Source organism: Amycolatopsis sp. NPDC004079, assembly GCF_040610415.1.
Taxonomy (GTDB): Bacteria; Actinomycetota; Actinomycetes; order Mycobacteriales; family Pseudonocardiaceae; genus Amycolatopsis; species Amycolatopsis halotolerans.
Window position 1 is genome coordinate 324,271 of the sequence record NZ_JBEXMH010000003.1, and the last position, 22,947, is coordinate 347,217.

The 22,947-nt window shown below is 68.3% G+C and carries 21 protein-coding genes and 1 riboswitch; of the genes, 12 read left to right on the top strand and 9 right to left on the bottom strand.

Translation table 11 applies throughout. From position 1 onward, the window contains the following. Positions 1 to 185: 185 nt before the first annotated feature. From ABZX37_RS05140 to ABZX37_RS05155, 4 genes are read left to right on the top strand one after another with little or no spacing between them, the layout of a single operon-like run. Entirely contained in the window at positions 186 to 1,088 is a 903-nt protein-coding gene (locus tag ABZX37_RS05140) for a DUF2520 domain-containing protein (protein ID WP_237597487.1), read from the top strand. Next, entirely contained in the window at positions 1,085 to 1,993 is a 909-nt protein-coding gene (gene panC / locus ABZX37_RS05145; protein ID WP_354736136.1) for a pantoate--beta-alanine ligase, read from the top strand. The genes ABZX37_RS05140 and panC overlap by 4 nt, the downstream gene beginning before the upstream one ends. A gap of 12 nt (positions 1,994 to 2,005) precedes the next feature. After that, positions 2,006 to 2,500 carry an aspartate 1-decarboxylase gene (panD, locus tag ABZX37_RS05150; RefSeq protein ID WP_043827144.1) on the top strand — a complete coding sequence of 165 codons (495 nt, stop codon included), beginning with the start codon at positions 2,006 to 2,008 and terminating at the stop codon, positions 2,498 to 2,500. A 40-nt stretch (positions 2,501 to 2,540) separates the two neighbouring features. Then, positions 2,541 to 3,314: a type III pantothenate kinase gene (locus ABZX37_RS05155; protein ID WP_354736138.1), complete on the top strand. Its 774-nt coding sequence runs from the start codon at positions 2,541 to 2,543 to the stop codon at positions 3,312 to 3,314. On the opposite strand, the gene ABZX37_RS05160 is transcribed toward ABZX37_RS05155, so the two are convergent. Next, positions 3,311 to 4,045: an NAD(P)H-binding protein gene (locus ABZX37_RS05160; RefSeq protein ID WP_354736140.1), complete on the bottom strand. Its 735-nt coding sequence runs from the start codon at positions 4,043 to 4,045 to the stop codon at positions 3,311 to 3,313. The genes ABZX37_RS05155 and ABZX37_RS05160 overlap by 4 nt on opposite strands. An 86-nt stretch (positions 4,046 to 4,131) precedes the next feature. Between ABZX37_RS05160 and ABZX37_RS05165 the strand changes: the two genes are divergently transcribed. Then, positions 4,132 to 4,986, top strand: a complete 855-nt coding sequence (locus ABZX37_RS05165) for a sigma-70 family RNA polymerase sigma factor (RefSeq protein WP_354736142.1) — start codon at positions 4,132 to 4,134, stop codon at positions 4,984 to 4,986. Between the two features lie 3 nt (positions 4,987 to 4,989). Here ABZX37_RS05165 and ABZX37_RS05170 read toward each other — a convergent pair whose 3' ends face one another. Both ABZX37_RS05170 and ABZX37_RS05175 read right to left on the bottom strand, forming a co-directional pair. Next, positions 4,990 to 5,304 (bottom strand): SMR family transporter, encoded by a 315-nt coding sequence (locus tag ABZX37_RS05170; RefSeq protein WP_067576886.1) that lies wholly within the window; start codon positions 5,302 to 5,304, stop codon positions 4,990 to 4,992. 33 nt (positions 5,305 to 5,337) lie between these two features. Further along, positions 5,338 to 5,399: riboswitch (guanidine-III (ykkC-III) riboswitch) on the bottom strand. A gap of 50 nt (positions 5,400 to 5,449) precedes the next feature. Continuing rightward, positions 5,450 to 6,214 carry a class I SAM-dependent methyltransferase gene (locus ABZX37_RS05175; protein ID WP_354736145.1) on the bottom strand — a complete coding sequence of 255 codons (765 nt, stop codon included), beginning with the start codon at positions 6,212 to 6,214 and terminating at the stop codon, positions 5,450 to 5,452. Positions 6,215 to 6,296: 82 nt separating this feature from the next. On the opposite strand from ABZX37_RS05175, the gene lysS reads away from it, so the two are divergent. Further along, positions 6,297 to 7,805, top strand: coding sequence for a lysine--tRNA ligase (gene lysS, locus ABZX37_RS05180; protein WP_354736147.1), 1,509 nt, complete (start codon positions 6,297 to 6,299; stop codon positions 7,803 to 7,805). A 163-nt stretch (positions 7,806 to 7,968) separates the two neighbouring features. Then, positions 7,969 to 8,322 (top strand): Lsr2 family protein, encoded by a 354-nt coding sequence (locus ABZX37_RS05185; RefSeq protein WP_009084272.1) that lies wholly within the window; start codon positions 7,969 to 7,971, stop codon positions 8,320 to 8,322. Positions 8,323 to 8,462: 140 nt separating this feature from the next. Here ABZX37_RS05185 and ABZX37_RS05190 read toward each other — a convergent pair whose 3' ends face one another. Further along, positions 8,463 to 9,290 (bottom strand): helix-turn-helix domain-containing protein, encoded by an 828-nt coding sequence (locus ABZX37_RS05190; protein ID WP_354736149.1) that lies wholly within the window; start codon positions 9,288 to 9,290, stop codon positions 8,463 to 8,465. A gap of 67 nt (positions 9,291 to 9,357) precedes the next feature. Between ABZX37_RS05190 and ABZX37_RS05195 the strand changes: the two genes are divergently transcribed. Further along, the gene (locus ABZX37_RS05195) at positions 9,358 to 9,927 is read left to right on the top strand and encodes a TIGR03086 family metal-binding protein (protein ID WP_354736151.1); all 570 of its coding nucleotides are present in this window, start codon (positions 9,358 to 9,360) and stop codon (positions 9,925 to 9,927) included. Between the two features lie 18 nt (positions 9,928 to 9,945). On the opposite strand, the gene ABZX37_RS05200 is transcribed toward ABZX37_RS05195, so the two are convergent. Further along, on the bottom strand, positions 9,946 to 10,761 hold the full coding sequence (locus tag ABZX37_RS05200) for a (2Fe-2S)-binding protein (RefSeq protein ID WP_354736153.1): 816 nt from the start codon (positions 10,759 to 10,761) through the stop codon (positions 9,946 to 9,948). 368 nt (positions 10,762 to 11,129) lie between these two features. Here ABZX37_RS05200 and ABZX37_RS05205 point away from each other — a divergent pair, with 368 nt between their 5' ends. Both ABZX37_RS05205 and ABZX37_RS05210 read left to right on the top strand, forming a co-directional pair. Continuing rightward, on the top strand, positions 11,130 to 13,679 hold the full coding sequence (locus ABZX37_RS05205) for an ATP-dependent Clp protease ATP-binding subunit (RefSeq protein WP_354736155.1): 2,550 nt from the start codon (positions 11,130 to 11,132) through the stop codon (positions 13,677 to 13,679). A gap of 171 nt (positions 13,680 to 13,850) precedes the next feature. Next, positions 13,851 to 14,738, top strand: a complete 888-nt coding sequence (locus tag ABZX37_RS05210; protein ID WP_354736157.1) for a hypothetical protein — start codon at positions 13,851 to 13,853, stop codon at positions 14,736 to 14,738. Positions 14,739 to 14,745: 7 nt separating this feature from the next. Here the strand turns inward: ABZX37_RS05210 and ABZX37_RS05215 are convergent, their stop codons facing one another. Together ABZX37_RS05215 and ABZX37_RS05220 are read right to left on the bottom strand one after the other, a co-directional pair. Then, a complete protein-coding gene (locus ABZX37_RS05215) occupies positions 14,746 to 15,123 on the bottom strand; it encodes a hypothetical protein (RefSeq protein ID WP_354736159.1) in 378 nt (125 codons plus the stop codon). A gap of 61 nt (positions 15,124 to 15,184) precedes the next feature. Beyond that, positions 15,185 to 15,610, bottom strand: a complete 426-nt coding sequence (locus ABZX37_RS05220; RefSeq protein ID WP_354736161.1) for a helix-turn-helix domain-containing protein — start codon at positions 15,608 to 15,610, stop codon at positions 15,185 to 15,187. Between the two features lie 133 nt (positions 15,611 to 15,743). On the opposite strand from ABZX37_RS05220, the gene ABZX37_RS05225 reads away from it, so the two are divergent. Continuing rightward, positions 15,744 to 17,537: an Hsp70 family protein gene (locus ABZX37_RS05225; protein ID WP_354736163.1), complete on the top strand. Its 1,794-nt coding sequence runs from the start codon at positions 15,744 to 15,746 to the stop codon at positions 17,535 to 17,537. Between the two features lie 3 nt (positions 17,538 to 17,540). Here the strand turns inward: ABZX37_RS05225 and pcp are convergent, their stop codons facing one another. Then, positions 17,541 to 18,146, bottom strand: coding sequence for a pyroglutamyl-peptidase I (pcp, locus tag ABZX37_RS05230; RefSeq protein ID WP_354736165.1), 606 nt, complete (start codon positions 18,144 to 18,146; stop codon positions 17,541 to 17,543). Continuing rightward, on the bottom strand, positions 18,143 to 19,588 hold the full coding sequence (locus ABZX37_RS05235) for a M1 family metallopeptidase (RefSeq protein WP_354736167.1): 1,446 nt from the start codon (positions 19,586 to 19,588) through the stop codon (positions 18,143 to 18,145). Before ABZX37_RS05235 ends, pcp begins: the two co-directional genes overlap by 4 nt. A 145-nt stretch (positions 19,589 to 19,733) precedes the next feature. On the opposite strand from ABZX37_RS05235, the gene ABZX37_RS05240 reads away from it, so the two are divergent. Further along, entirely contained in the window at positions 19,734 to 22,904 is a 3,171-nt protein-coding gene (locus ABZX37_RS05240; protein WP_354736169.1) for a BTAD domain-containing putative transcriptional regulator, read from the top strand. Positions 22,905 to 22,947 lie beyond the last annotated feature (43 nt).

Consider the following 22,947-nt stretch of genomic DNA (forward strand, 5'->3'; position numbering starts at 1 on the left):
TCAGAAGCCGACTGCCAATAAGGTACGGGCGCGATTGGCCGCCCCGGGTGAAGCTGGTCACCCGGGCACCTTGATCCGGCCGGGGCGGGGCTACTCTCGCGCCGTCGTCTGGTACCCGCGACGAAAGAGCGGGACTGGAACGAACATGAGGAGTTTCGAGCCATGAGCGTCCACAGGCGCACGCCATGAACCGACCGGCCCGCCTTGCCGTGGGCGTCGTTTCCGCCGGCCGCGTGGGCAGTGTCCTCGGTGCGGCATTGGCCAGGGCTGGCCACACCGTCGTCGCCGCGTCGGGGCTGTCCGCCGCTTCGCTGAACCGCGCGGAGCGGCTGCTGCCCGATGTCCCGTTGCTGCCGCCCGACGAGGTCGTGCGGAGAGCCGATCTCGTCCTGCTCGCGTTGCCGGACGACGCGCTCGCGGGCACCGTCCGTGGTCTGGTCGCTACGAATTCCGTTCGCGCGGGCCAGATCGTGGTGCACACCTCGGGCGCGCACGGCATCGACGTGCTGGCCCCGGTCGCGGAAGCCGGTGCGCTGCCGCTCGCGCTGCATCCGGTGCTCACCTTCACCGGCCGCGAGGAAGACCTCGAACGCCTTGTCGCGGCGAGCATCGGCGTCACCGCGGCGCCGGACGACGACGCGGCGTGGAATGTCGGCGAGGCGCTCGCCGTCGAGATGGGCGCCGAGCCGGTGCGGGTCCCCGAATCCGCGCGGGCGCTGTATCACGCGGCGCTGGCGCACGGCGCGAATCACCTGATGACGCTGGTCGCCGACTGCACCGAAACCCTGCGCGACGCCGGAATCGGGCATCCGGAACGACTCGTCGCACCGCTGCTTTCGGCGGCATTGGACAATGTGCTTCGCCACGGGGACCGCGCCCTCACCGGACCGGTCCCGCGTGGCGATCTCGGCACCGTCCGCAAGCACCTCGACGTGCTCACGGACCGGGCGCCGCAGATCGCCCCGGCCTACCGGGCGCTGGCCCGGCGCACCGCCGAACGGTCCCGCGCCGCCGGCCTGCTCGATCCCGCGGCCGCGGGCGAACTGACCGATCTTCTCGCCGACCCCGCTGAAGGACAGACCCCGTGACGACACCGAAATTCCAGCGCGGAACGCTCAACACGTTCCAGCCGCCGGAGCACATCAGCAAGGTGAGCCAGGCGCTGCGCAGCGTCGGCCGGAAGGTCGCGCTCGTGCCCACCATGGGCGCGCTGCACGACGGGCACCGCGAACTGCTGCGCCGTGCGAAGCGGCTGCCGAACACTGTCGTCGCCGCGTCGATCTTCGTGAACCCGTTGCAGTTCGGCGAGGGCGAGGACTTCGAGGCGTACCCGCGGCAGCTTGAAGCCGACTTGGCGACGTTGTCCGAAGCGGGGGTCGAGCTGGCCTTCACGCCGAAGGCCTCGGACATGTTCGACGAGAACGCGGCGGTCACACTGCATCCTGGACCGCTCGGCGACGAACTCGAGGGCGCGGTCCGGCCAGGGCATTTCTCCGGGATGCTCACGATCGTCGCGAAGCTGCTCAACGTGGTCCGCCCGGACTACGCGTTCTTCGGGGAGAAGGACTACCAGCAGTTGGTGCTGATCAAGCGGATGGTGGCGGACCTGAACATCGGCACCCGGATCATCGGGGTGCCGACGGTCCGGGAGCGGGACGGCCTCGCGCTGTCCTCGCGCAACGTCTACCTGACGCCGGAACAACGGGAAGACGCCGTGGTGCTGTCGGCCGCTTTGTCGGCCGGGGCGCACGTCGGGCGGGACGGGGCGGAGGCCGTGCTGGACATGGCGCGGAAGACGCTCGCGGCCCGTCCCCAGGTGGAAGTGGATTACCTGGAATTGAGGGGAACCGATCTGGGGCCGGCGCCCGTCGACGGAGAGGCACGGTTGCTGGTCGCGGCCCGGGTGGGGAGTACCCGGCTGATCGACAACGCGGGAGTGCTGCTCGGAAAAGCCGTGGAACATCCGAGCGGGGATCCGGACGCAGGGGAATAGGGAGAGTCCACGATGTATCGCACGATGCTGAAATCGAAGATCCACCGGGCCACGGTGACCCAGGCCGACCTGCACTACGTGGGTTCGGTGACGGTCGACGAGGACCTCATGGAGGCCGCCGATCTGCTCGAGGGCGAGCAGGTGTCCATTGTGGACGTCACGAACGGCGCGCGGCTGGAAACCTACGTCATCACCGGCGAGCGCGGCAGCGGCGTGCTCGGCATCAACGGAGCCGCCGCGCATCTGGTGCACCCGGGCGACCTGGTGATCCTGATCGCCTACGGGCAGATGGACGACGCCGAGGCGCGCGCGTACCGGCCGCGAGTGATCTTTGTGGACGATTACAACCGGATCGTCGAGCGCGGGGACGACCCGGCGCACGCGCCGGACGGATCGGGCCTGCTGAGCGGCACGGTCACGCTGCCCGAAGAGGACACGATGACCTTCCCGGTGGCCGAAACCGCGGACGCGCGCCGTCTCGACGCGTTGCTGCACGCCGAAAACTGACCTGCACCGGCGGTCGCGAGCCGCAGTAAGGAAGACCTCGTTGCTGCTCACTGTCGACGTCGGCAACACCAACATCGTGCTCGGCCTCTACGAGGGCGCCGAGCTGGTCGGTGACTGGCGGATGCGCACCGACGCGCGGATGACCGCGGACGAACTCGCGCTCACCGTGCGCGGGCTGCTCGGCCCGCACGCCGACGCGGTCACCGGAATCAGCGCACTGTCCACAGTGCCCGCGGTGCTGCGCGAATTGCGGGTGATGCTCGGCCGCTATTACGCGCGGGTGCCGAAGGTCGTGGTCGAGCCCGGCGTGCGCACCGGGGTCGCGCTGCTGGTGGACAATCCGAAGGAAGTCGGCGCGGACCGGCTCGTGAACACCCTTGCCGCGCACCATTTGCACGCCACCGCGTGCGTGGTGGTCGATTTCGGAACGTCTACGAATGTCGACGCGATCTCGGCCCGGGGCGAATTCCTCGGCGGGGCGTTCGCCCCGGGCATCGAGATCTCGGTGGACGCGCTCGCCGCCCGCGCGGCCGCGCTGCGGAAGGTGGAACTCGTCCCGCCGCGTTCGGTGATCGGGAAGAACACCGTGGAATGCCTGCAGTCCGGCATTCTGTACGGCTTCGCGGGCCAGGTCGACGGGCTCGTGCGGCGGATCGTGCGGGAACTGCGGGCCGACAGCTCGGATCCGGTCACGGTGATCGCCACCGGCGGGCTCGCCCCGTTGGTGCTGGGCGAATCCGAGACGATCAAGGAGCACGTGCCGGACCTGACGCTGCTCGGCCTGCGGCTGGTGTACGAACGGAATGTGCGTTAGCCGAACTGCTCGGCGAGGTAATCCTCGAAAGTGCGGGTGCCGGTGTCCGCGTCGAGGTTGAGATTGCCGTTCGCGCGATAGACCTTTCCGGCGGCACCGGGAATCCGCATCGGCATTTTCACGCGGCGCCGTCCGCGAGCCCGCACATACTTGTCGACCAGCTCGCCCATGCCGTACACCTTGGGGCCAGCCAGATCCCGTACTCGCCCGGCCGGGTCGCCGAGCGCCAGCCGCGCGATCCGCTCGGCCACTTCCCGGACGTCGACCGGCTGGAAATTGACCCCGGGCACCGGCACGATCGGCAGTTTCGCCACTGCCTGCACGGCATTGAGGCAGAAGCCGTGGAACTGGGCCGCACGCAGGATGGTCGAGGGCACTTCGGCCGCGGCGACGAGTTTTTCGGCTTCGTGCTTGCGGCGGAAATAGCCGAGCGGCACCGCGTCCGCGGCGATCACCGAAATGAAAACCAGGTGGCCGACTCCGGCGCGTTCGGCGGCCCGGACGAGATTCGCCGTCGCCACGTCGTCGCCCTTCGGACCGCCTGCCAGGTGCACGACCACGTCGGCGCCGTCGACCGCGGGGGCAAGGCCCTCGCCGGTCATCAGGTCGCAGGCGAACCGGTCGGGGCCGTTGGCGTTCCGGCTGAGGACGCGCACCTTCGCGTCGCCGAGCGCGGGAACGACCAGCTTGCCGAGGGTTCCGGTGCCGCCGGTGACCAAGATCGTCGTCATGACAATTCCTTCCGGGTAAAGTGCCGCTGGTCGGGCACTGGGGGTGTCCTACTGGGATGAACCCGCCCGTGAAGGAGATGTGACAGGTGGACGACCGGAACCTGCTCGCGGCCCAATTCCAGGAGCAGCGGCCGCGGCTGCGCGGGGTCGCTTACCGCATGCTCGGCTCGCTCGCCGAGGCCGACGACGCAGTGCAGGAAGCTTGGCTGCGCGCGGACGGCGCGGACATTTCCGAAGTGCGGAATCTGCCCGCCTGGCTCACCACGGTGGTGGCGCGGGTGTGCCTGAACCTGTTGCGCACGCGCGAACACCGCCGGGAGGACTCGCTGGACGCGTTCCCGCTCGACCGCGGAGACGACGGCGCGGACCTCGCCGAAGAAGCCCAACTGGCCGACTCCGTCGGGCTGGCGATGCTGGTGGTGCTCGACGTTCTCGGCCCGGCCGAGCGGATCGCCTTCGTGCTGCACGACATGTTCGCCGTGCCCTTCGAGGACATCGCGCAGATCCTGGACCGCAGTCCGGCGGCGGTCCGGCAGTTGGCCAGCCGGGCCCGTCGCCGGGTTCGCGGCGGAGAAGCCGGGCCCGCCGATGCGAGCAAGCGACGCGGGGCTGTCGAGGCTTATTTGGCCGCTGCTCGCGAGGGAGACTTCGCGGGACTGTTGAAAGTGCTCGATCCAGACGTCGTGCTGCACTCGGACACCGGCGCGGCACCAGTGGTGCTGCGCGGTGTCCGAGCGGTCAGCAAGGGCGCGCTGCTTGCTTCGGAAGTCGCGCGCAGTACGCAGGTCGCGTTGGTCGACGGCGGTCCCGGCCTGGTGCTCGCCCCGCGCGGCCGGCTGGCCGTCGTCCTCAAGTTCGTTTTCGACGGCGACCTGATTGCCGGGATCGACGTGATTTCCGCGCCGGAGCGGCTGCGCGGGCTGGAGATCGCGCTCGGATGAAGATCAGTGGAACAGTTTCAGCCCGACGACCCCGGCGACAATCAGCACGAGGCAGGTGATCCGGCCGACGGTGAGCGGATCGTTCATCGCGACGATCCCGTACACCGCGGTCCCCACCGCGCCGATGCCGACCCACACCGCGTAGCCGGTGCCGAGCGGAATTTCGCGCAAGGAATACGCGAGACCGGACATGCTGAGCAGCAGCGCGCCGCCGAACAGCACGCTCGGCCAGAGCTTGCTGAAGCCTTTCGAGGCGCCGAGCGCCGCGGCCCACACGGTTTCGAGAAATCCGGAAACGACAAGAACGAGCCAGGCCATGATCAAGAACCTTTCGCAGTGACGGATGCGTGCACTGCGCCGTCTTGTCGTCACCGGGTACGACGCGCTCGTCCGGGGCGGAACACCGCCACCTCCGAAATTAGCACCGGACGGACCCGCCGAGGTGGTGATTTCGGTCGCCGCTTCAGCGCCGGCGAGCCCGCAGAACCGTGGTGACCAGCGGGTAATCGAATTCGCCGGTTCCGGCCTCCGGAACAGTTTCCAGGTACGCCCTGGCTTCCGCGAGCAGCCGGTCGCGCTCGTCCGCGGACGCGATCAGCAGATGCGAATGCGTGCTCACGGTCGCCAGCAGCGAGTCGATCGAGCGCCGGTGCGTGTGGGCGAACCGGTCCTGTTCGAACGGGCCGAAGCCGTCCGCGCGCAGCGTTTGCCCGGAGTCGGCGAACCCCCGGTTGATGTCGGTCCGGATCAGCCGGGCGAATTCGCGCACCCACGGCACGGATTCGTCTTCGTGATTCCACAGCGCCACCATGGCCCCGCCCGGCCGCAAGACCCGGCGGATCTGCGCGAACGCCGCCGCCAAATCGAACCAGTGCATGGCCTGGCCGACGAACACCGCGTCAGCCGATTCGTCCGGCAGCGGGATGTCCTCGGCCTTGCCGAGCAGCGCCGGAACGTCCGGAAGCCGCCGGGACAGTTCGGCGAGCATGCCCGGATCGGGTTCCACCGCGGTCACCGCGCGGCCGAGATCGACGAGTCCTTCGGTGAGTTTTCCGGTGCCCGCCGCGAGGTCCAGCACGTCGCGGACCGGCCGGTTCGCTCCGGACATACCCCATTCGAGTGCCGCTCGAGGATAGTCCGGCCGGTGCCGGGCATAGGCGCTCGCCTGGTCCCCGAACGAAGAAGCCCGCCGGGCGTGCAGTTCCGCATCAGTGCCGGGATCGCTCACGAGTAACCACCCTAATACCGTGAGTGCCCCGGAAGGGGAATCCGGTTGACGCGGTTCACCAGCGTGTTCGTACGCTATGGCCATGACCGAATTCTCCGCGTCCGACGCACTGCCCGATGACGACCTGCCCGAACAGATGCGGGTGCGCCGGGACAAGCGCGACCGGATAATCGCGGAGGGCGCCGATCCTTACCCGGTAGAGGTTCCGCGTACGCACACTCTCGCGCAGATCCGTGCCGAACATTCCGGTCTCGAAGCCGACACCAGCACCGGTCAGTCGGTCGGCGTCACCGGTCGCGTCATGTTTCTCCGCAATACGGGCAAACTGTGTTTCGCCACTCTTCGTGAGGGCGACGGCACAGAACTGCAGGCGATGCTGAGTCTCGCGCAGGTCGGGCCCGAGTCTCTCGCTTCGTGGAAGTCCGATGTCGATCTCGGCGACCACGTATTCGTGCACGGCGAGGTGATCACCTCGAAGCGCGGCGAGCTTTCCGTGCTGGCCGAGCACTGGCAGATCGCGGCGAAGTCGCTGCGCCCGCTGCCGGTGGCGTTCAAGGAGCTGGCCGAGGAAACGCGAATCCGCCAGCGTTATGTCGATCTGATTATGCGGCCGAAGGCGCGCGACGTGGTGCGCACGCGTGCCGGCGTGATGCGTTCGCTGCGGGAGTCGTTCCACGGCCGGGGATTCACCGAGGTCGAGACGCCGATGCTGCAGACGCTGCACGGCGGCGCCGCGGCCCGGCCGTTCGTCACGCATTCCAACGCCTTCGACCTCGAGCTGTTCCTGCGCATCGCGCCGGAGCTGTACCTCAAGCGCTGCGTGGTCGGCGGGATCGAGAAGGTTTTCGAGATCAACCGGAACTTCCGCAACGAGGGCAGCGACTCCTCGCACTCGCCGGAGTTCGCGATGCTCGAGTACTACGAGGCGTACGCCACTTACGACACGAATGCCGTGATGACCCGCGAACTCATCCAGGAGGCCGCGGAGAACGTGCTCGGCACCCAGGTCGTCACTCTCGCCGACGGAACCGAGTACGACCTTTCCGGCGAATGGACGACACTCGGCATGTACGAGTCGCTCTCGGAAGCACTCGGCGAGGAAGTGACGCCGGATACTCCCGCCGAAGCACTGCACAAGATCGCCGCGGCGCGCGAGATCGAGGTGGATCCCAAGCTAGCGCACGGCAAACTTGTCGAAGAACTGTGGGAACATCTCGTCGGCGACGGACTGCACGCGCCCACATTTGTCCGGGATTTCCCGCTCGAGACCTCGCCGCTCACCCGGCAGCACCGCAGCCGCGAGGGCGTGGCCGAGAAGTGGGACCTGTACGTGCGCGGTTTCGAACTCGCGACCGGATACTCCGAGCTGGTGGATCCGGTGGTGGAACGGCAGCGGCTCACCGAACAGGCGCGGCTCGGGGCCGCCGGGGATAGCGAGGCGATGCGTCTCGACGAGGATTTCCTCCGCGCGCTCGAGTACGGAATGCCGCCGAGCGGCGGGGTCGGAATGGGGATCGACCGGCTGCTCATGGCTCTGACCGGGCTCGGTATCCGGGAGACGATCCTCTTCCCGCTCGTGCGACCTGAATAGGACACCGTTCGCCGCACCGGTCGAGATTTCCTCAATGCGGATTTGCCTACGGCCGGACAAGCGGGTATTAATATGGGTGTCAAAGACTTCTGTAGCTCGGGGCTTGCCCCGAAACCAGATCATGTAGCCAGATCATTCGGGTAAGCCCCGCAGGAGGAATCAGATGGCACAGAAGGTGCTTGTCTCTCTGGTCGACGACCTCGACGGCAGTGAGGCGGAAGAGACCGTTGAGTTCGGTTTGGACGGTGTGAGCTACCAGATCGACCTGTCGGGCGAAAACGCCGAGGAGTTGCGGGACGCGCTGGCGCAGTATGTCGAGCACGCCCGCCGTGCCGGCGGCCGCAAGCGCGCGCCGCTGCGTCCGGTCGCGGGCGGCAAGTCCCCGGCCCGCCCGGCCGCGGTCGACCGCGAGCAGAACCAGGCGATTCGCGCGTGGGCCCGCAAGAACGGTTTCCAGGTTTCCGACCGCGGGCGCATCCCGTCGGAGGTCGTCGAGGCTTACCACAAGAAGAACTGACCGGGCATTTCCGGAACTCGCGGATGCGGTCCTCCGGTTAGCGAACCGGGAGAACGCACCGCGGCGGAGACGGGGGTCTTCGCACTCTGCACGCCAAACGGCCGTCGGGAACATTCCCGGCGGCCGTTTGGCGTTCGGTATTAGTTTCCCGGCTTTGCGCCGTCCGGCGTGCACGAGATCAGCCGGCGGGCGGAACGGGCGTACTCCGCGGGAGGGGCTCCGGTCACCGCGCGGAAATCGCGGATGAAGTGAGGTTGGTCGCTATAGCCCAGCCGAGTCGCCAGATCCGCGTAATCCGGAGCGGCTGGTGCGGCCAGTAACCGGGCGGCTTCGTTCAGGCGGTAAATCCGGATCGCCCACTTCGGCGTTGTTCCGACGTGCTCGGCGAACAACCGCTGCACTGCCCGGACCGACAGCCCGAGTGCCGCCGCCAGTTCCGCGACCCTGGTGATCTCGGGATCCGCGGCGATTGTTTCCACCGCCTCGGCGGCGACCCGGGCGCCCGGGAGAATGGGGCGAGGGCGTGCGATCAGCAAGTTGTCGATTGCAGTGATCATTTCCGCGTCCGTTTCCGCATTCCGGACGGCTTTTTCAGCGACCGCGGCGGCGCGCCCGAAGATCGCGGCGACGTCCTCGGCGCGATCGGCGAGGGTGCGCACCGGGGCGTCGAGGAACGGGCGGAAACATCCGGGCCGGATCCTGGCCCCGATCCCGTGCACGCGTCCGCTGAGCCGATGCGTGAAAAGCCGGTGCGCCGGACCGTAAACGCCGGACGCGCCGGGGAAGAACGTCACGTGTACCGACAGATTCGGAAGCACGTGCTGTTCATGGGGTTCGGTCAGGTCCCAGCGCAGTATCCAGTGGTGTTCCACGAAATCGCGCAGTTCCGGGGCGGGCGGATGCCGGGTGATGGTGAACTTGGTGCGAGCCGTCCGCTCGTTCAGGATGCCGCTCGGGATCCGCCGCATGGCTGAAACGCTAGTGCGTCGCGTAATTTCAAGACGGCCGCCGCGCCAGCGTGGTTGGCTCGGGCGCATGTCGAATCACTCCGGACTGCTCGCCCCGGCCGCCGCCGAACTGCGGCGCGTCGCGGCTGCCGCCCCTTCGCTGACCGCGCCCACCGCATGCGCGGACTACGACGTTCGCGGCCTTCTCAACCACCTTTTCTACTGGGGCCCGTGGCTCGCCGCCGCTATCCGGCACGAGCCTTATGAACCGCCCGCGCCGAGCGAAGCCGAAGCCTCGCTCGTCGGCGACGATTGGCCGAAGGCGCTCGAAGCATTGACCGACGACGTGGTCGCCGCGCTCACTCCGCCGGAGGCGTGGACCGGCACCATCACCTTCGGCGGATCCGAACTGCCCGCCGCGGTCGTCGGAGACATGGTGCTCGGCGAATTCGTCGTGCACGCCTGGGATCTCACGCGGGCGAGCGGCACCGAGCTGAACTGTTCGGACGAAGCGGCTGAAGTGGTTCTCGCGTTCGCGGCCGGAATGGGCGAGGAGGCTCGCAAGGGCGGCGTTTTCGGACCCGAAGTCGCGGTGCCGGAAACCGCGCCGGTGCTGCACCGGGCGCTCGGCGCGACGGGCCGGGACCCGTACGCCTGATATTTCACTCGATGGAGATCAACGAGGGCAGGTTCGCGGACAGCTTTCGCACTCTGCTTCCCCGGGCAGGAGATAGGAGAAGCAGCAGCTCTCCCGACGGCGCTCCCAAGCCCGGCGTCCGTCCTCGTTGATCCCCATGCGCAAGGTGGACGCCGAGGTCAGCGGGCTGTACTGCGCGTCGAGCACCAATGCCGCGTCCGCGACGCCAGCGCCTTCGGCCTCGGCTGTCCCGCCTTGTTTGCCGACCCGCCACAGCGCGCCGTCCAGCGCGTCTGTGGCGGCCGCCCAGAGCATGCGGCGGCCGAGCCTGGTGCCAGGGGCGTAGGCGCGGACGAAGCGGGCAGCGTGGCCGACAAACTGCGCGCGCAGCACCGCGGCCAGCGCGCGTTCATCGCGCACGACGGTGGCCTCTGGGCGGACGCTGCCCGGGTCTGTCGGCAGGCAGTAGAAAGCGTCGCTGAGGACGGCCATGCCCTCAGGATGCGGCCGGTCGGGGCCGAGGCCGAACGCGAGCTGCTCCGGCTTCAGCGACGGCACGCGACGCTCGTGGTGCAGCAGCAACGCGCCCACGTACGCGGGGACGTACAGGTACCAGGACATCACGTAGCTGGCTGCGGTCCGCGCCGGTGCGATGCCGTGCTGGTCGAGGAGCCAGTCGCTCAGCCGGGAGCGCCACTCGACGAACAGCGCGGGCTGTTCCAGGAGGTCAGCGCAGCGAAACCAGTCCTCGGGGACATCGCGGCGCAGGTCGTGCCGGGCACTGGCGCGCAGCAGGGAGGACGCGAGCCCGTCGCCGATCTCGCGGGCGTCGTCGCGCGAGCGCTGCGGGTTCACCCGGCTCACCCCCGTCCTGATCTTGATTAGGCGTGCCTAACCTTACATACGAGAGAGGATTGCGCCAATCGGGTGGCCACGGACTGAGACCACCCGGACGCGCGGGGGTGTTCGCGCTGAGCGGACAGGGGTGCCCGGGCGGAATCCTGATCCGGTCCCGTACGTTCGAGAGGGAGTAAAGGTGCAGCGCAACCGGATGAGCAGCGGTGACCGACCGGGTCGCCGTCCGGGTGCGAACGGGCCGCCGGAAGCCGTAGTGGTACGCAAGCGCGACCGCTTGGCTACTAGAGTGGTCTCACGGTGCTGTCCGCCGTGGACGCGATCCACGGAGGTTACGGGCCGCCGACGCAGCAGTCGAGGGAGTGCGCATGTTTGAGAGGTTCACCGACCGCGCGAGGCGGGTGGTCGTCCTGGCCCAAGAAGAGGCCCGGATGCTCAACCACAACTACATCGGCACCGAGCACATCCTCCTGGGTCTGATCCACGAGGGTGAGGGTGTCGCCGCCAAGGCGCTGGAGTCGCTGGGCATCGCCCTCGAGGGCGTGCGCCAGCAGGTCGAGGAGATCATCGGCCAGGGCCAGCAGGCGCCGAGCGGGCACATCCCGTTCACGCCGCGGGCGAAGAAGGTGCTTGAGCTGTCGCTGCGCGAGGCGCTGCAGCTCGGCCACAACTACATCGGCACGGAGCACATCCTGCTCGGCCTGATCCGCGAGGGCGAGGGCGTCGCCGCCCAGGTGCTCGTGAAGCTGGGCGCGGACCTCAACCGGGTCCGCCAGCAGGTGCTGCAGCTCCTGTCGGGCTACCAGACCGGCGAGAAGTCCACCGAGAGCGGCTCCGGCCGCGGCGAGGGCACGCCGTCCTCCTCGCTGGTGCTCGACCAGTTCGGCCGCAACATGACCGTGCTCGCCCGCGAGGGCAAGCTCGACCCGGTCATCGGGCGCGGCAAGGAGATCGAGCGGGTCATGCAGGTGCTGTCGCGGCGCACCAAGAACAACCCGGTGCTCATCGGCGAGCCGGGCGTCGGCAAGACCGCCGTCGTCGAGGGGCTGGCGCAGAGCATCGTCAAGGGCGAGGTGCCCGAGACGCTCAAGGACAAGCAGCTCTACACCCTCGACCTCGGCTCGCTGGTCGCAGGCTCGCGGTACCGCGGTGACTTCGAAGAGCGCCTGAAGAAGGTGCTCAAGGAGATCAAGACCCGCGGCGACATCATCCTGTTCATCGACGAGCTGCACACGCTCGTCGGCGCGGGTGCCGCCGAGGGCGCGATCGACGCGGCGTCGATCCTGAAGCCGATGCTGGCCCGCGGCGAGCTGCAGACGATCGGCGCGACCACGCTCGAGGAGTACCGCAAGTACATCGAGAAGGACGCCGCGCTGGAGCGCCGCTTCCAGCCGATCCAGGTGGGCGAGCCGTCGCTCGAGCACACGATCGAGATCCTGAAGGGCCTGCGCGACCGGTACGAGGCGCACCACCGCGTCTCGATCACCGACTCGGCGCTGGTCGCGGCCGCCACGCTGGCCGACCGCTACATCAACGACCGGTTCCTGCCGGACAAGGCGATCGACCTGATCGACGAGGCCGGCGCCCGGATGCGCATCCGCCGGATGACCGCGCCGCCGGACCTGCGCGAGTTCGACGAGAAGATCGCCGACGTCCGCCGGGACAAGGAGTCCGCGATCGACGCGCAGGACTTCGAGCGGGCCGCGCGCCTTCGCGACGAGGAGAAGCAGCTCCTCGGCCAGAAGGGCGAGCGGGAGAAGCAGTGGAAGGACGGCGACCTCGACGTCGTCGCCGAGGTGGACGACGAGCAGATCGCGGAGGTGCTGGCCAACTGGACCGGCATCCCGGTGTTCAAGCTCACCGAGGAGGAGACCACCCGGCTGCTGCGCATGGAGGACGAGCTCCACAAGCGCATCATCGGCCAGGAGGACGCGGTCAAGGCCGTCTCCCAGGCGATCCGCCGTACGCGTGCGGGTCTGAAGGACCCGAAGCGCCCGTCCGGTTCGTTCATCTTCGCCGGCCCGTCCGGTGTCGGTAAGACGGAGCTGTCGAAGGCGCTGGCGGCGTTCCTGTTCGGCGAGGACGACGCGCTCATCCAGATCGACATGGGCGAGTTCCACGACCGCTACACCGCTTCGCGGCTGTTCGGCGCCCCTCCGGGCTACGTCGGCTACGAAGAGGGCGGGCAGCTGACCGAGAAGGTGCGGCGCAAGCCGTTCTCGGTGGTGCTTTTCGACGAGATCGAAAAGGCGCACCAGGAGATCTACAACACCCTCCTGCAGGTGCTCGAAGACGGCCGCCTCACCGACGGCCAGGGCCGTACGGTCGACTTCAAGAACACCGTGCTGATCTTCACCTCGAACCTGGGCACCTCGGACATCTCGAAGTCCGTGAGCCTCGGCTTCTCCTCCGGAGCGGATACGGCGAACCGCTACGAGAAGATGAAGCAGAAGGTCAACGAGGAAATGAAGAAGCATTTCCGCCCGGAGTTCCTGAACCGGATCGACGACATCATCGTCTTCCACCAGCTCAACCAGGAACAGATCATCCAGATGGTGGACCTGATGATCGGCCGGGTCGAGACGCAGCTCAAGGCCAAGGACATGGAGATCGAGCTCACCGAAAAGGCGAAGGCGCTGCTGGCCAAGCGCGGCTTCGACCCGGTGCTCGGCGCCCGGCCGCTGCGCCGCACGATCCAGCGCGAGATCGAGGACCAGCTGTCGGAGAAGATCCTCTTCGGCGAGGTCGAAGCGGGTCAGATCATCGTGGTCGACGTCGAGGGCTGGAGCGGCAACCCCGAGGACCGCGACGACGAGGCGCACTTCACCTTCCGCGGTGAGAAGCGTCCGTCCTCGGTCCCCGACGCCCCGCCGGTGAGCATCGGCGCCGCGGAAAACGGCGAGTCCGAGAACGAGTGAATTAGCTAGCGAAAAAGGGCGGCTCCCAGCTTTGGGGGCCGCCCTTTTTCTCTATTGTCTTGTGTTATGGGGTCTTCTTCTTCGAGAATCTCGCAGCACGCCGCGGCGAGCACCGCGCTTTCGCTGCTGAGCGACCGCCAGCTCACCGAGCGGCTGGAGGCAGCTGAAGTCGTGTCCGAGGGAATCGGCGGCACCGGTGCCCGGCTGGACGTCGACGGGGTACCGGTGTTCGCGAAGCGGGTGCCGCTTACCGCGCTGGAACGGCAGCATCCGCATTCCACGGCCAATCTGTATGGCCTGCCTGCCTTTTGCCATTACGGCCTCGGTTCGCCGGAGGGCTCGGCTTGGCGGGAGCTGGCGCTGCACGTGATGGCCAACGGCTGGGTCCTGAGCGGTCAGTGCGAGAACTTCCCGTTGCTGCACCACTGGCGAGTACTGCCGGTTCTCTCGGGCCGGGTGCCGGATCGTCCGTTGGAAGAGGACGTCGAGTACTGGGGCGGTTCTTCCGCAGTCCGCCGGAGGCTCACGGAGCTGCGGGATGCTTCGTCGAGCGTTGTGCTGTTCTGCGAGTATTTCCCGACTAACTTGCACCGTTGGCTGCCAGGTCATTTGGATCAGGCTGAACGTGTTGCGGCACAGGTCGGCGAGACGCTCTCGTTCCTTCGTGCGCAGGGTGTGCTGCACTTCGACAACCACTTCGAGAATTTCCTGACCGATGGCGATCGGTTTGCGCTGACTGATTTTGGCCTGGCATTCGCGCGCCGGTTCGATTTGACCGAGGAGGAGCTGGCGTTCGCCGAGCTGAATGCGGAGCACGACCGGGCTTATGGGTCGATGTATGTGGTGAACTGGCTGGTGACCGAGGTGTGCGGGACCTGGGACCGAGCCAGCCGCCTGGCTGCGGTACGCCGTGCGGCTGCGGGGGAGCTTGCGTTGCCTTCGCCGATCGCTGAGGTGGTCGCGAGTCATGCGGCGGTGGCGGTGGAGATGAACGACTTCTATACGCGGCTTCAGGAGGACCGGGAGACGCGTTTTCCGGCGGAGCTCTTCGCGGGGTAGCTCGCAGTTACTGGTCGAATGCGATCTCGCGGCAGCGCTCGGCGATTCGCTCAGCGAAGGCGGGACAGTCGGATTTCACTAGCGCGCCGGCGAAGTCCAGGTGCGCGCGACCACTCCCGGAGAAGTACCGGATTTGCCTGCGCAGCGTGGCGCGGACGAGCCTCGGCGACGAATCGTCGATGAGGAGGAAGAATTCGTCCGGGGTATAGATCTCGTAATCGAGCGTGTCTCGTGCTGCCGTCGGCAGGTCGGTGAACCCGTGGTCGAGGCTGACGACGCAATCCATCGATCCGGCGATCGCGGCCGCGTGGATGTGCCGATCGAACGGGTCAGCCAGCACGACGGCGTCCTGTCCGGACGGGTAGTCGTCGATGCGGCCGTCCATCGATCCGGCGATCGCGTCGCGGATCTTAAGTTTTGAGGTGCGGCCTCCTGTTCGATTCTGACTATTCGATGCCGAGCCGGTCCTCGATCGCGAGCAATTCGTTCAGCGCGTCTCGTTGTTGGCGCAGTCGTTCCCGGCGGAAGGCGAGGACGTCGTCGCGGCGGAGTTTTGTGTGGCTGCCGGTTCGGGTGCTGGGCAGGTCGCCGGCGCGGACGTGTTTCATCAGCGTGGTCCGGGAGAATCCGAGCAACTCCGCGGCCACCGTCGTGGTGATGATCTCCGGCATCGCGCCGACGGTCACCGTTCCGCCTTCGGCGACGATGGCGATGATCTGGCGCAGCAGTTCGCGGATCTCACCGCCCAGTTCGACGCCGTCCAGCGTGACCTGGCCGTCTGCTTCGGCGATCAGTTCCGCGGCGGCGTGGGCCTCTTGTTGTGCTCGCGGGGTCGCGAACAGCGACTCTCGTGCGGTCGGGGTCGGCGTCATGGTCTCTCCGCTTCACGGCTGTTGACGTACTCAAGTGTGCCTCAGTGTCACTTACGTTGGCAAGTATGTTTCAGTTATATCTGTCACGCATGCCCGTGAGACGATGCCGTGGGGTTTTGGGGAGGGGAACTGCGTGGACGTCCTGTCGATCGACTTCGGTACTTCCAGCACGGTTGGCGTTTTGGCGGCCTTCGGACGCGGCCCGCGGGCCATTGAGGTCGACGGGTCGGTCACCATGTCTTCCGCGGTTTACGCGGAGGAGGACGGGCGGCTCGTCGTCGGGCAGGACGCGGAGCGGCGGGCTCGGCTGGATCCCAGCCGGTTCGAGCCGAATCCCAAGCGGCGCATTGACGACGGCGAGTTGCTGCTCGGGGATCGAGCGGTGCCGGTGGTCGACGCCTTCGCCGCGGTATTGCGGCGGATGGGCGAGGAGGCCGAGCGGCAGCTTTCCGGGGTTCCGGACGAAGTGAGGGTGTCGCATCCGGCTGGGTGGGGCGCGCAGCGGCAGCAGACTCTTCGGGCGGCGGCGGGGAAAGCCGGGTTCGGGCAGGTGCGGCTGGTGCCGGAGCCGGTCGCGGCGGCGGCGCATTACGCGACCTTGCGCGAGCAAGGGGCACCTAGCGGGCCGATCGCGGTGTACGACCTTGGTGCGGGCACCTTTGATTGCGCGGTCGTCGGCGCGGGTACCGCGGTGTTGGCGGAGGACGGGTTGCCGGATCTCGGCAGCCTGGACATCGACCAAGCCCTGCTGGTCCATATTGGACGGTCGGTGTCGCACGCGGATCCGGCGCAGTGGCAGCGGCTTCTCCGGCCGCAGACGACCAGTGATCGACGGTTGCGGCGGGTGTTGCTCCAGGACGTCCGCGACGCCAAGGAAAGCCTTTCCCGGCACGCGCACACCGAGGTGCCGATGCCGGATCCGTTCGGCGACGTTCTCGTCACCCGTGCCGAATTGGAAGCGTTGGTGCGGCCGAACCTGTTGCGCAGCGCCGAGATGCTCGCGGCGACGATCGCGCGGGCCGGGCTCACTCCGGATCGGCTCGGTGGCGTCTATCTGGTCGGCGGGCCCAGCCGGATGCCGTTGCTGGCCTCGTTGGTCGGGTCGACGCTCGGGGTGGTGCCGGCTACTGAGGACCAGCCGGAGACGGCGGTCGCGTTCGGGTTGCATCACGTGCCGGTGGACGAGCGTCCGGCGGCACCAGCACCACTGCCAACCCCGGCACCGGCATCCTGGCCGCCCGTCCAGCCGCAGCCCGGTCCAGTCCGGCAAGTCGGCCCCATGCGGCCCGGCTTGCCCCAACGGCCACCCATGCCGCCGCCCGGATGGCAGCAACCGCAGAAGAAGTCCCGCAAACCCCTCGTGATCGGTGCGATCGCCCTGACCGTGCTCGTCGTCGCGGGAATCGTGACCGCCGTCCTCGCCACCAACCGCGACGACACACCCGCGGCGAATCAACCGGCCAGCGCGTCCAACGCGGCCACCTGCGCCGGTTCACAACCAGCGCTTCCCGGCGAAAACGGCCTCACCAAGTGCATGCGCCGCCTGTCCGGTCCGACCATCCAAACCCGCGCCACCTGCTCAGACGATCCGGAACTGGCGAAGGCCCTGGGCGCACTGCGTACCGCGCTGTGCCGCTTCCCGGACAAGACGACGGTCGCGTTCCACGAAGGACTCACCCTCGCCCAGGTCGAGCCGGGAGCGCGCAAGGACATGACCGGTCGCGTCGAGACCGACACCTGGCGCACCCGCACGGGACTGAGCGGCCGTTACGTCGCGGGCGTCGGACCGAAGCTGGGCCTGCTGATCTATCAGGCCGACGGCATCCCCGTGGTCGGCACGGTGATGGACACCAGCCCGTCGCACACGAGCCGCCGGCCGCAGGATCTGGTGCAGTACTTCCAACAGACCGTGCAGCCCGGCGAGTAAAGCTCAGTGCAGCGTGCCCGCTGAGGTCGTGACGTCCTCGTGCACGGTCAGCGCGGTGTCCACCACGATCTCGAGCGCACGCGCGATCGAGTCCAGCGGCAGCCGGGATTCCTCCGGCACATGCACGAAACCGCCGCGCAGCGCGGGAAACTCCGTCGCGATCAGGTGCATCAGGCCGTAGAAGACTTGATTGCACACATACGTCCCGGCGGTGTACGACACGGCGGCGGGCAGTCCCGCCGACTCGATCGCCGCGACAGTCGCTTTCACCGGCAGCGTGGTGAAGTACGCGGCGGGCCCGTCCGGAACCACCGGCACGTCGACCGGTTGCGCACCGGCGTTGTCCGGGATCCGGGCGTCGATCAGGTTGATCGCCACTCGTTCCGGCGTGACGCCCTCGCGTCCGCCGGCGAGCCCGGCGCACACGACCAGTTCCGGCCGGTGCGCCAGGATCGCGGCGCGCAGCGCCGGCAGCGACGCGTCGAACTCGCACGGCAGCTCTGCCGCCACCGTGTCCGTCCGCCGCGCCGCTGCCAGCGAAGCCGCCTGCCAAGAAGGATTCGACGCCGCTCCGTCAAAGGGCGCGAACCCGGTCAGCAGAACCGTCACTTCGCGGCCGGTTTGAGGTCGCCCGGGTAAAGGAACTCGTCGGACGGCTTGCCGTTGCCGTAGATCCACGCGTCGAAGAAGCCCTGCAGGTCCATGCCGGACACCTTCTCACAGTACTTCTGGAACTCCTGCATGCTCGCGTTCCCGTTGTGGTGCACGGTGTTCCAGGTCTTGAGCACCCGGTCGAACGCGTCCTGTCCCATGTACTTGCTGAGCGCGTGCAGCATGACCGGGCCCTTGGAGTACACGTAGGTGAACTCGTGGCCGGGCCCCATGTCGTACAGCTTGCCCGCCCAGAACGAATCGCCTGCCGACGCGACCGCGTCGAGGTACCTGGCGTCGAGGTCCTGGCCGTTCTTCTGCGCCCACAGCCAGGTCGCGTAGGACGCGAAGCATTCGTTGAGGCAGACGTCCTTCCAGTGGTCGACGGCGACGGTGTCGCCCCACCACTGGTGCGCGTTCTCGTGCACGATCGTGCCGATGTTGCCCGCGCGGCCTGAGTAGATCGGGCGGCTCATCGTCTCGAGCGAGAACCCGATCGGCTCAGTCAGGTAGATGCCGCCAGCGGCGTCCACCGGGTACTTGCCGAACTTCGATTCGAGGAAGTCGATGACCTCCGGAAGCTGGGCGTCGGCCTGCTTGGTGGCGTCCGAGGTGCCCGGCGCGTACGCGCTGACGATCGGGGTGCCGTCCTCGCGCTTGCGCTTGTTGAAGGTCCACTTGTCGATCGCGACCGTGGTCATGTACGACGCGGTCGGGGTGTCCTCCGCCCAGACGTGCGTGGTGCCCGCGCGCGTCCGGTACGAGCCGACCTCGCGGCCGTTGGAGATCACGCCCCATTCGCTCGGGACGGTGATCGACAGCCGGAACCGGGCCTTGTTGCGCGGGGTGTCGTTGACCGGGTACCAGGTGGTGGCCGACCTCGGCTCGCCCGCCGCGAACGCGCCGCCGGACTTGGTGAACTGCCAGCCGTTCTTGCCGAGGTTCGGGTCTTCGATCGCCACCGGAACGCCGTGATAGGCGACCTCGGTGGTGAACGGCAGGCCTTTCCACAGCGGCGTCTTCGGCGTGATCACGAGTTCGTGGTCGCCGGTGCGGGTGAACTTCGCGGGCGCGCCGTTGACGCGGACCGAGTCGACGGTCAGGCCGCGCAGGTCGAGGTCGAACGAGCTGAGCGACTGGGTCGCCCGCGCGTGGACCGTCTGGAGACCGGCGAGCTGGTGGGTGTCCGGGGCGTAGTTGACCTTGAGGTCGTAGTCGGAGACCTCGTACCCGCCGTTGCCGTCCTGGGGGTAGTAGCTGTCTCCGGCGCCGTCCGAACCGGGGGTCGGCCGGTCCCAGCCGTTCTGTCCGGCCGACGCGATTCCAGTGCCGAGCGTCAATGCGGTGAGGGTGGCTGCGACGGTCACTGCCGGGCGACGCCAGCGGTGCAGTGCTCTCATGGGCGCTCCTGTGTCTGCGTGTGAATCCTCCGCAACGTAGCGCCGGGAAGGCATGGAGTAACCGCAAGGTGGGCAGATTGTCTCGAAAGTCCACACTTCCGTCGGCCCCGGCACGGTGTGGCCGTCGTCTGGAAAGCTGGACCTCATGCGCGTCGCGCTGCTGGGCCCGCTGCGAGCGGAGGGGGAGGACGGCACGCCGATCGACATCGGCGGAGCCCGCCTTCGCATGCTCCTTTCGCGGCTCGCGCTCGACGCCGGTCGCGCGGTGCCCGCCGAGGCTTTGATCGACGGTCTGTGGGGCGCGGAACCCCCGGCTGACGCGGCTAACGCGCTCCAGTCGCTCGTCTCGCGGCTGCGTCGCGCGCTGCGGCCGGCGGAGGTCGAGCTGGAGTCCGTCAACGGCGGTTACCGGCTCGCGGTGCCGCCGGAAGCGGTGGATCTCCACCGGTTCGAGCAGTTGTCCGCCGAAGGGCGCCGGGAACTTGCCGCTGGCCGGGACGGTACCGCCGCCGAATCGCTCGCCGCCGCGCTCGCGTTGTGGCGCGGGGCGGCGCTCGCGGACGTGCTGGACGCGCCGTTCGCCGCCGCGCCCGCGACTCTGCTGGAGGAGCGGCGCACGGAGACCAGCGAGGACTGGTTCGAAGCCGAGTTGCGGCTGGGACGGCACGCGGACGTGCTCGCGGAGCTCACCGCGGCCGCGCAGGCGCATCCGTTGCGGGAACGGTTGGCTGGCTTGCGAATCCGTGCGCTTTCCGCCGCCGGACGCCAGGCTGACGCGCTCGCCGCGTACTCCGCGATCCGCACGACGCTGGCCGACGAACTGGGCGTCGACCCGTCCGCGGAACTTCAGGAAGTGCACCTGCGTGCGCTGCGCGGTGAATACACGCCAGTCGCCACGGTGGCGGACCGGTTGCCGCAGCGGCTCACCAGTTTCATCGGCCGCACCGACGAGCTGAAACTGCTGGCCGAACTGCTCGAAGGATCCCGGCTGGTCACGCTCGTCGGCCCGGGCGGTGCCGGCAAGACGCGGCTCGCGACGGAAGCGGCTTCGCGGCACCCGGCGCACTCGCGCGGCCTGGTGTGGTTCGTGCCGCTGGCTGGCGTGCGGGATGCCGAGGACGTGTTGGCCGCGCTGCTCAACGCGCTGGAGGTCCGCGATCTCCGGACGACGGAGACCGACGCGCGCCGTCGGCAGGTCGAGCCGTTCGAGCACGCGGTCGAAGCGCTCAGCGGCGCGGAAGTGTTGCTGGTGCTGGACAACTGTGAACACGTCATCGACACCGCCGCGGAGCTGGCCGAGAACCTGCTGCGGCGGCTGCCGGCGTTGCGCGTGCTCGCGACGAGCCGTGAACCGCTGGCGATCACCGGGGAAGCGTTGTGCCCGCTCGGTCCGCTGCCGGTGCCGGACGAGGCCGCGCCGCCCGCGGACGTCGGCACGCTCGATTCCGTCCGGCTGTTCCTCGACCGCGCGATGGCGGTGCGGCCCGGTTTCCGGCTCGACGAGTCCACAGTGGACGCGGTGCGGCAGATCTGCCGACGGCTCGACGGAATGCCGCTGGCGCTCGAACTGGCCGCCGCGCGGTTGCGGTCGATGACCGCCGAGCAGATCGCCGAACGCCTCGACGACCGGTTCCGGCTGCTCACCTCCGGCAGCCGGACGGCGTTGCCGCGCCAGCGCACCCTGCGCGCCGTGGTGGAGTGGAGCTGGGACCTGCTGAGCGACGCGGAGGTTCGGCTCGCCCGCAGGCTCGCGGTGTTCGCGGCGAGTTTCTCCGAGGAGGCAGTGGAAAACGTCTGCGCCGACGACGAACTGCCCACCGGCGACATCGTGTACGTGCTGGGTTCGCTGGTGGAGAAGTCCATTGTGGACGTAGTGGGCCTGCGGTACCGCCTGCTGGAAACCTTGCGCGCCTACGCGACCGAGCGGCTCGCCGAATCCGGCGAGCAGGAGCAGGTGCGGACGGCGATGGTCGCGTACTACGCGGAACTGGCCCACCGCAACGAACCGTTGCTGCGCGGGCGGGACCAGCTGCGGGCGATCGACGTCTACGAGCACGACAGCGACAACTTCACCTCCGCGCTGCGGGCGGCGATCGAATCGGGCGCGGCGGAATCGGCGGCCCAGCTGTTGTTCGGGTTGTTCTGGTATCTCAACATCGTCGGCCTGAACGAGCGGGCCGCGCTGTTCGTCAACGAGGTGCTCGAACTGGGCGACAAGCTGCCGCCGGACGTGGCGGCGAGCCTGCGGTTGAGCCAGGTGCTGATGCTGGCCATGTCCGGTCCGCACGAGAAGGTGAACGTCCCCGAACTGGTCGAGGAATGCGTGCGGACCGGTGCGGCGGAACGGAATCCGTGGCTCTGGGTCGGGTTGCCGATAGTGGCTTACCTCAACGGCGAACGGGATCTGGCCAGGCGCGAGATTCGCCGGGCCGTCGAGCGGGACGACGTCTGGAGCCGCGCCGCCGGGTACTGGGCGGAGAGCTTCGTCCTCGGCGACACCGGCGATCTCGCGAGCGCGGACCGGGCGCGAGAGCTCGCGCACCAAGGCTTCGCCGAGGTCGGCGACCGCTGGGGCCTCGGCATGACGCACGGTTTCCGGGCCGCGGCGCAATCGCAGTCCGGCGACCACGAAGGGGCGATCGCCGGGTACACCGAGGGCCTGCGGCTGGTGATGGAGCTGCGGTCCAGGGACGACATCGTGCAGCAGTGGTGGCGGCTGGCGATCGAACGTTCGCGCGCCGGTGACCAAGAAGGCGCGTGGCGGGACATGGAAGCCGCCGAACGCTACGCGGCTTCCGGCGGGAACAACGGATTGCGCCTGATCGTGCTGCTCGGCCGTGCTGAGCTGCTGATCCGCGAGAACAACGTGGCCGAGGCGCGCGCGGTCTTCCGGGAAATGAAGTCGGCGCGTGCGACTTGGCCGACGCCGGAGGGTTTCGAGGCGGAATGGCTCGGCACCATCGAGGCCGGTTTGCTGCTCGCCGAAGACCGCCCGGACGAGGCGGAGCCAGCGGTGTTCGAGGTGATCGAGCAGACTGCCAGGCGCTTCGACATGCCGGACCTGGCCGCCATGGTCGAACTGCTGGCGCGGATCCGGTACCGGCAGGGCCGGCTGGAGTCGTCCGCTCGGACGCTGGCGCTGAGCGCGGTGGTGCGCGGACGGTTCGACCTGGGGAGCCCGGAGGTCCGCGAGCTGATCGCCAGTCTGACCCGGGAGCTGGGCGCGGAACGGTACGAGGCGATCGTGGCCGAGACCTCGCGGATGGAACGGGCCGAGGCGATCGAAGAGGTCCGAACGGAGCGCGCACGCGAGTAGGTCGTTATCGTTGATAACCGATCCTTGCTTCCACTGATGTTTC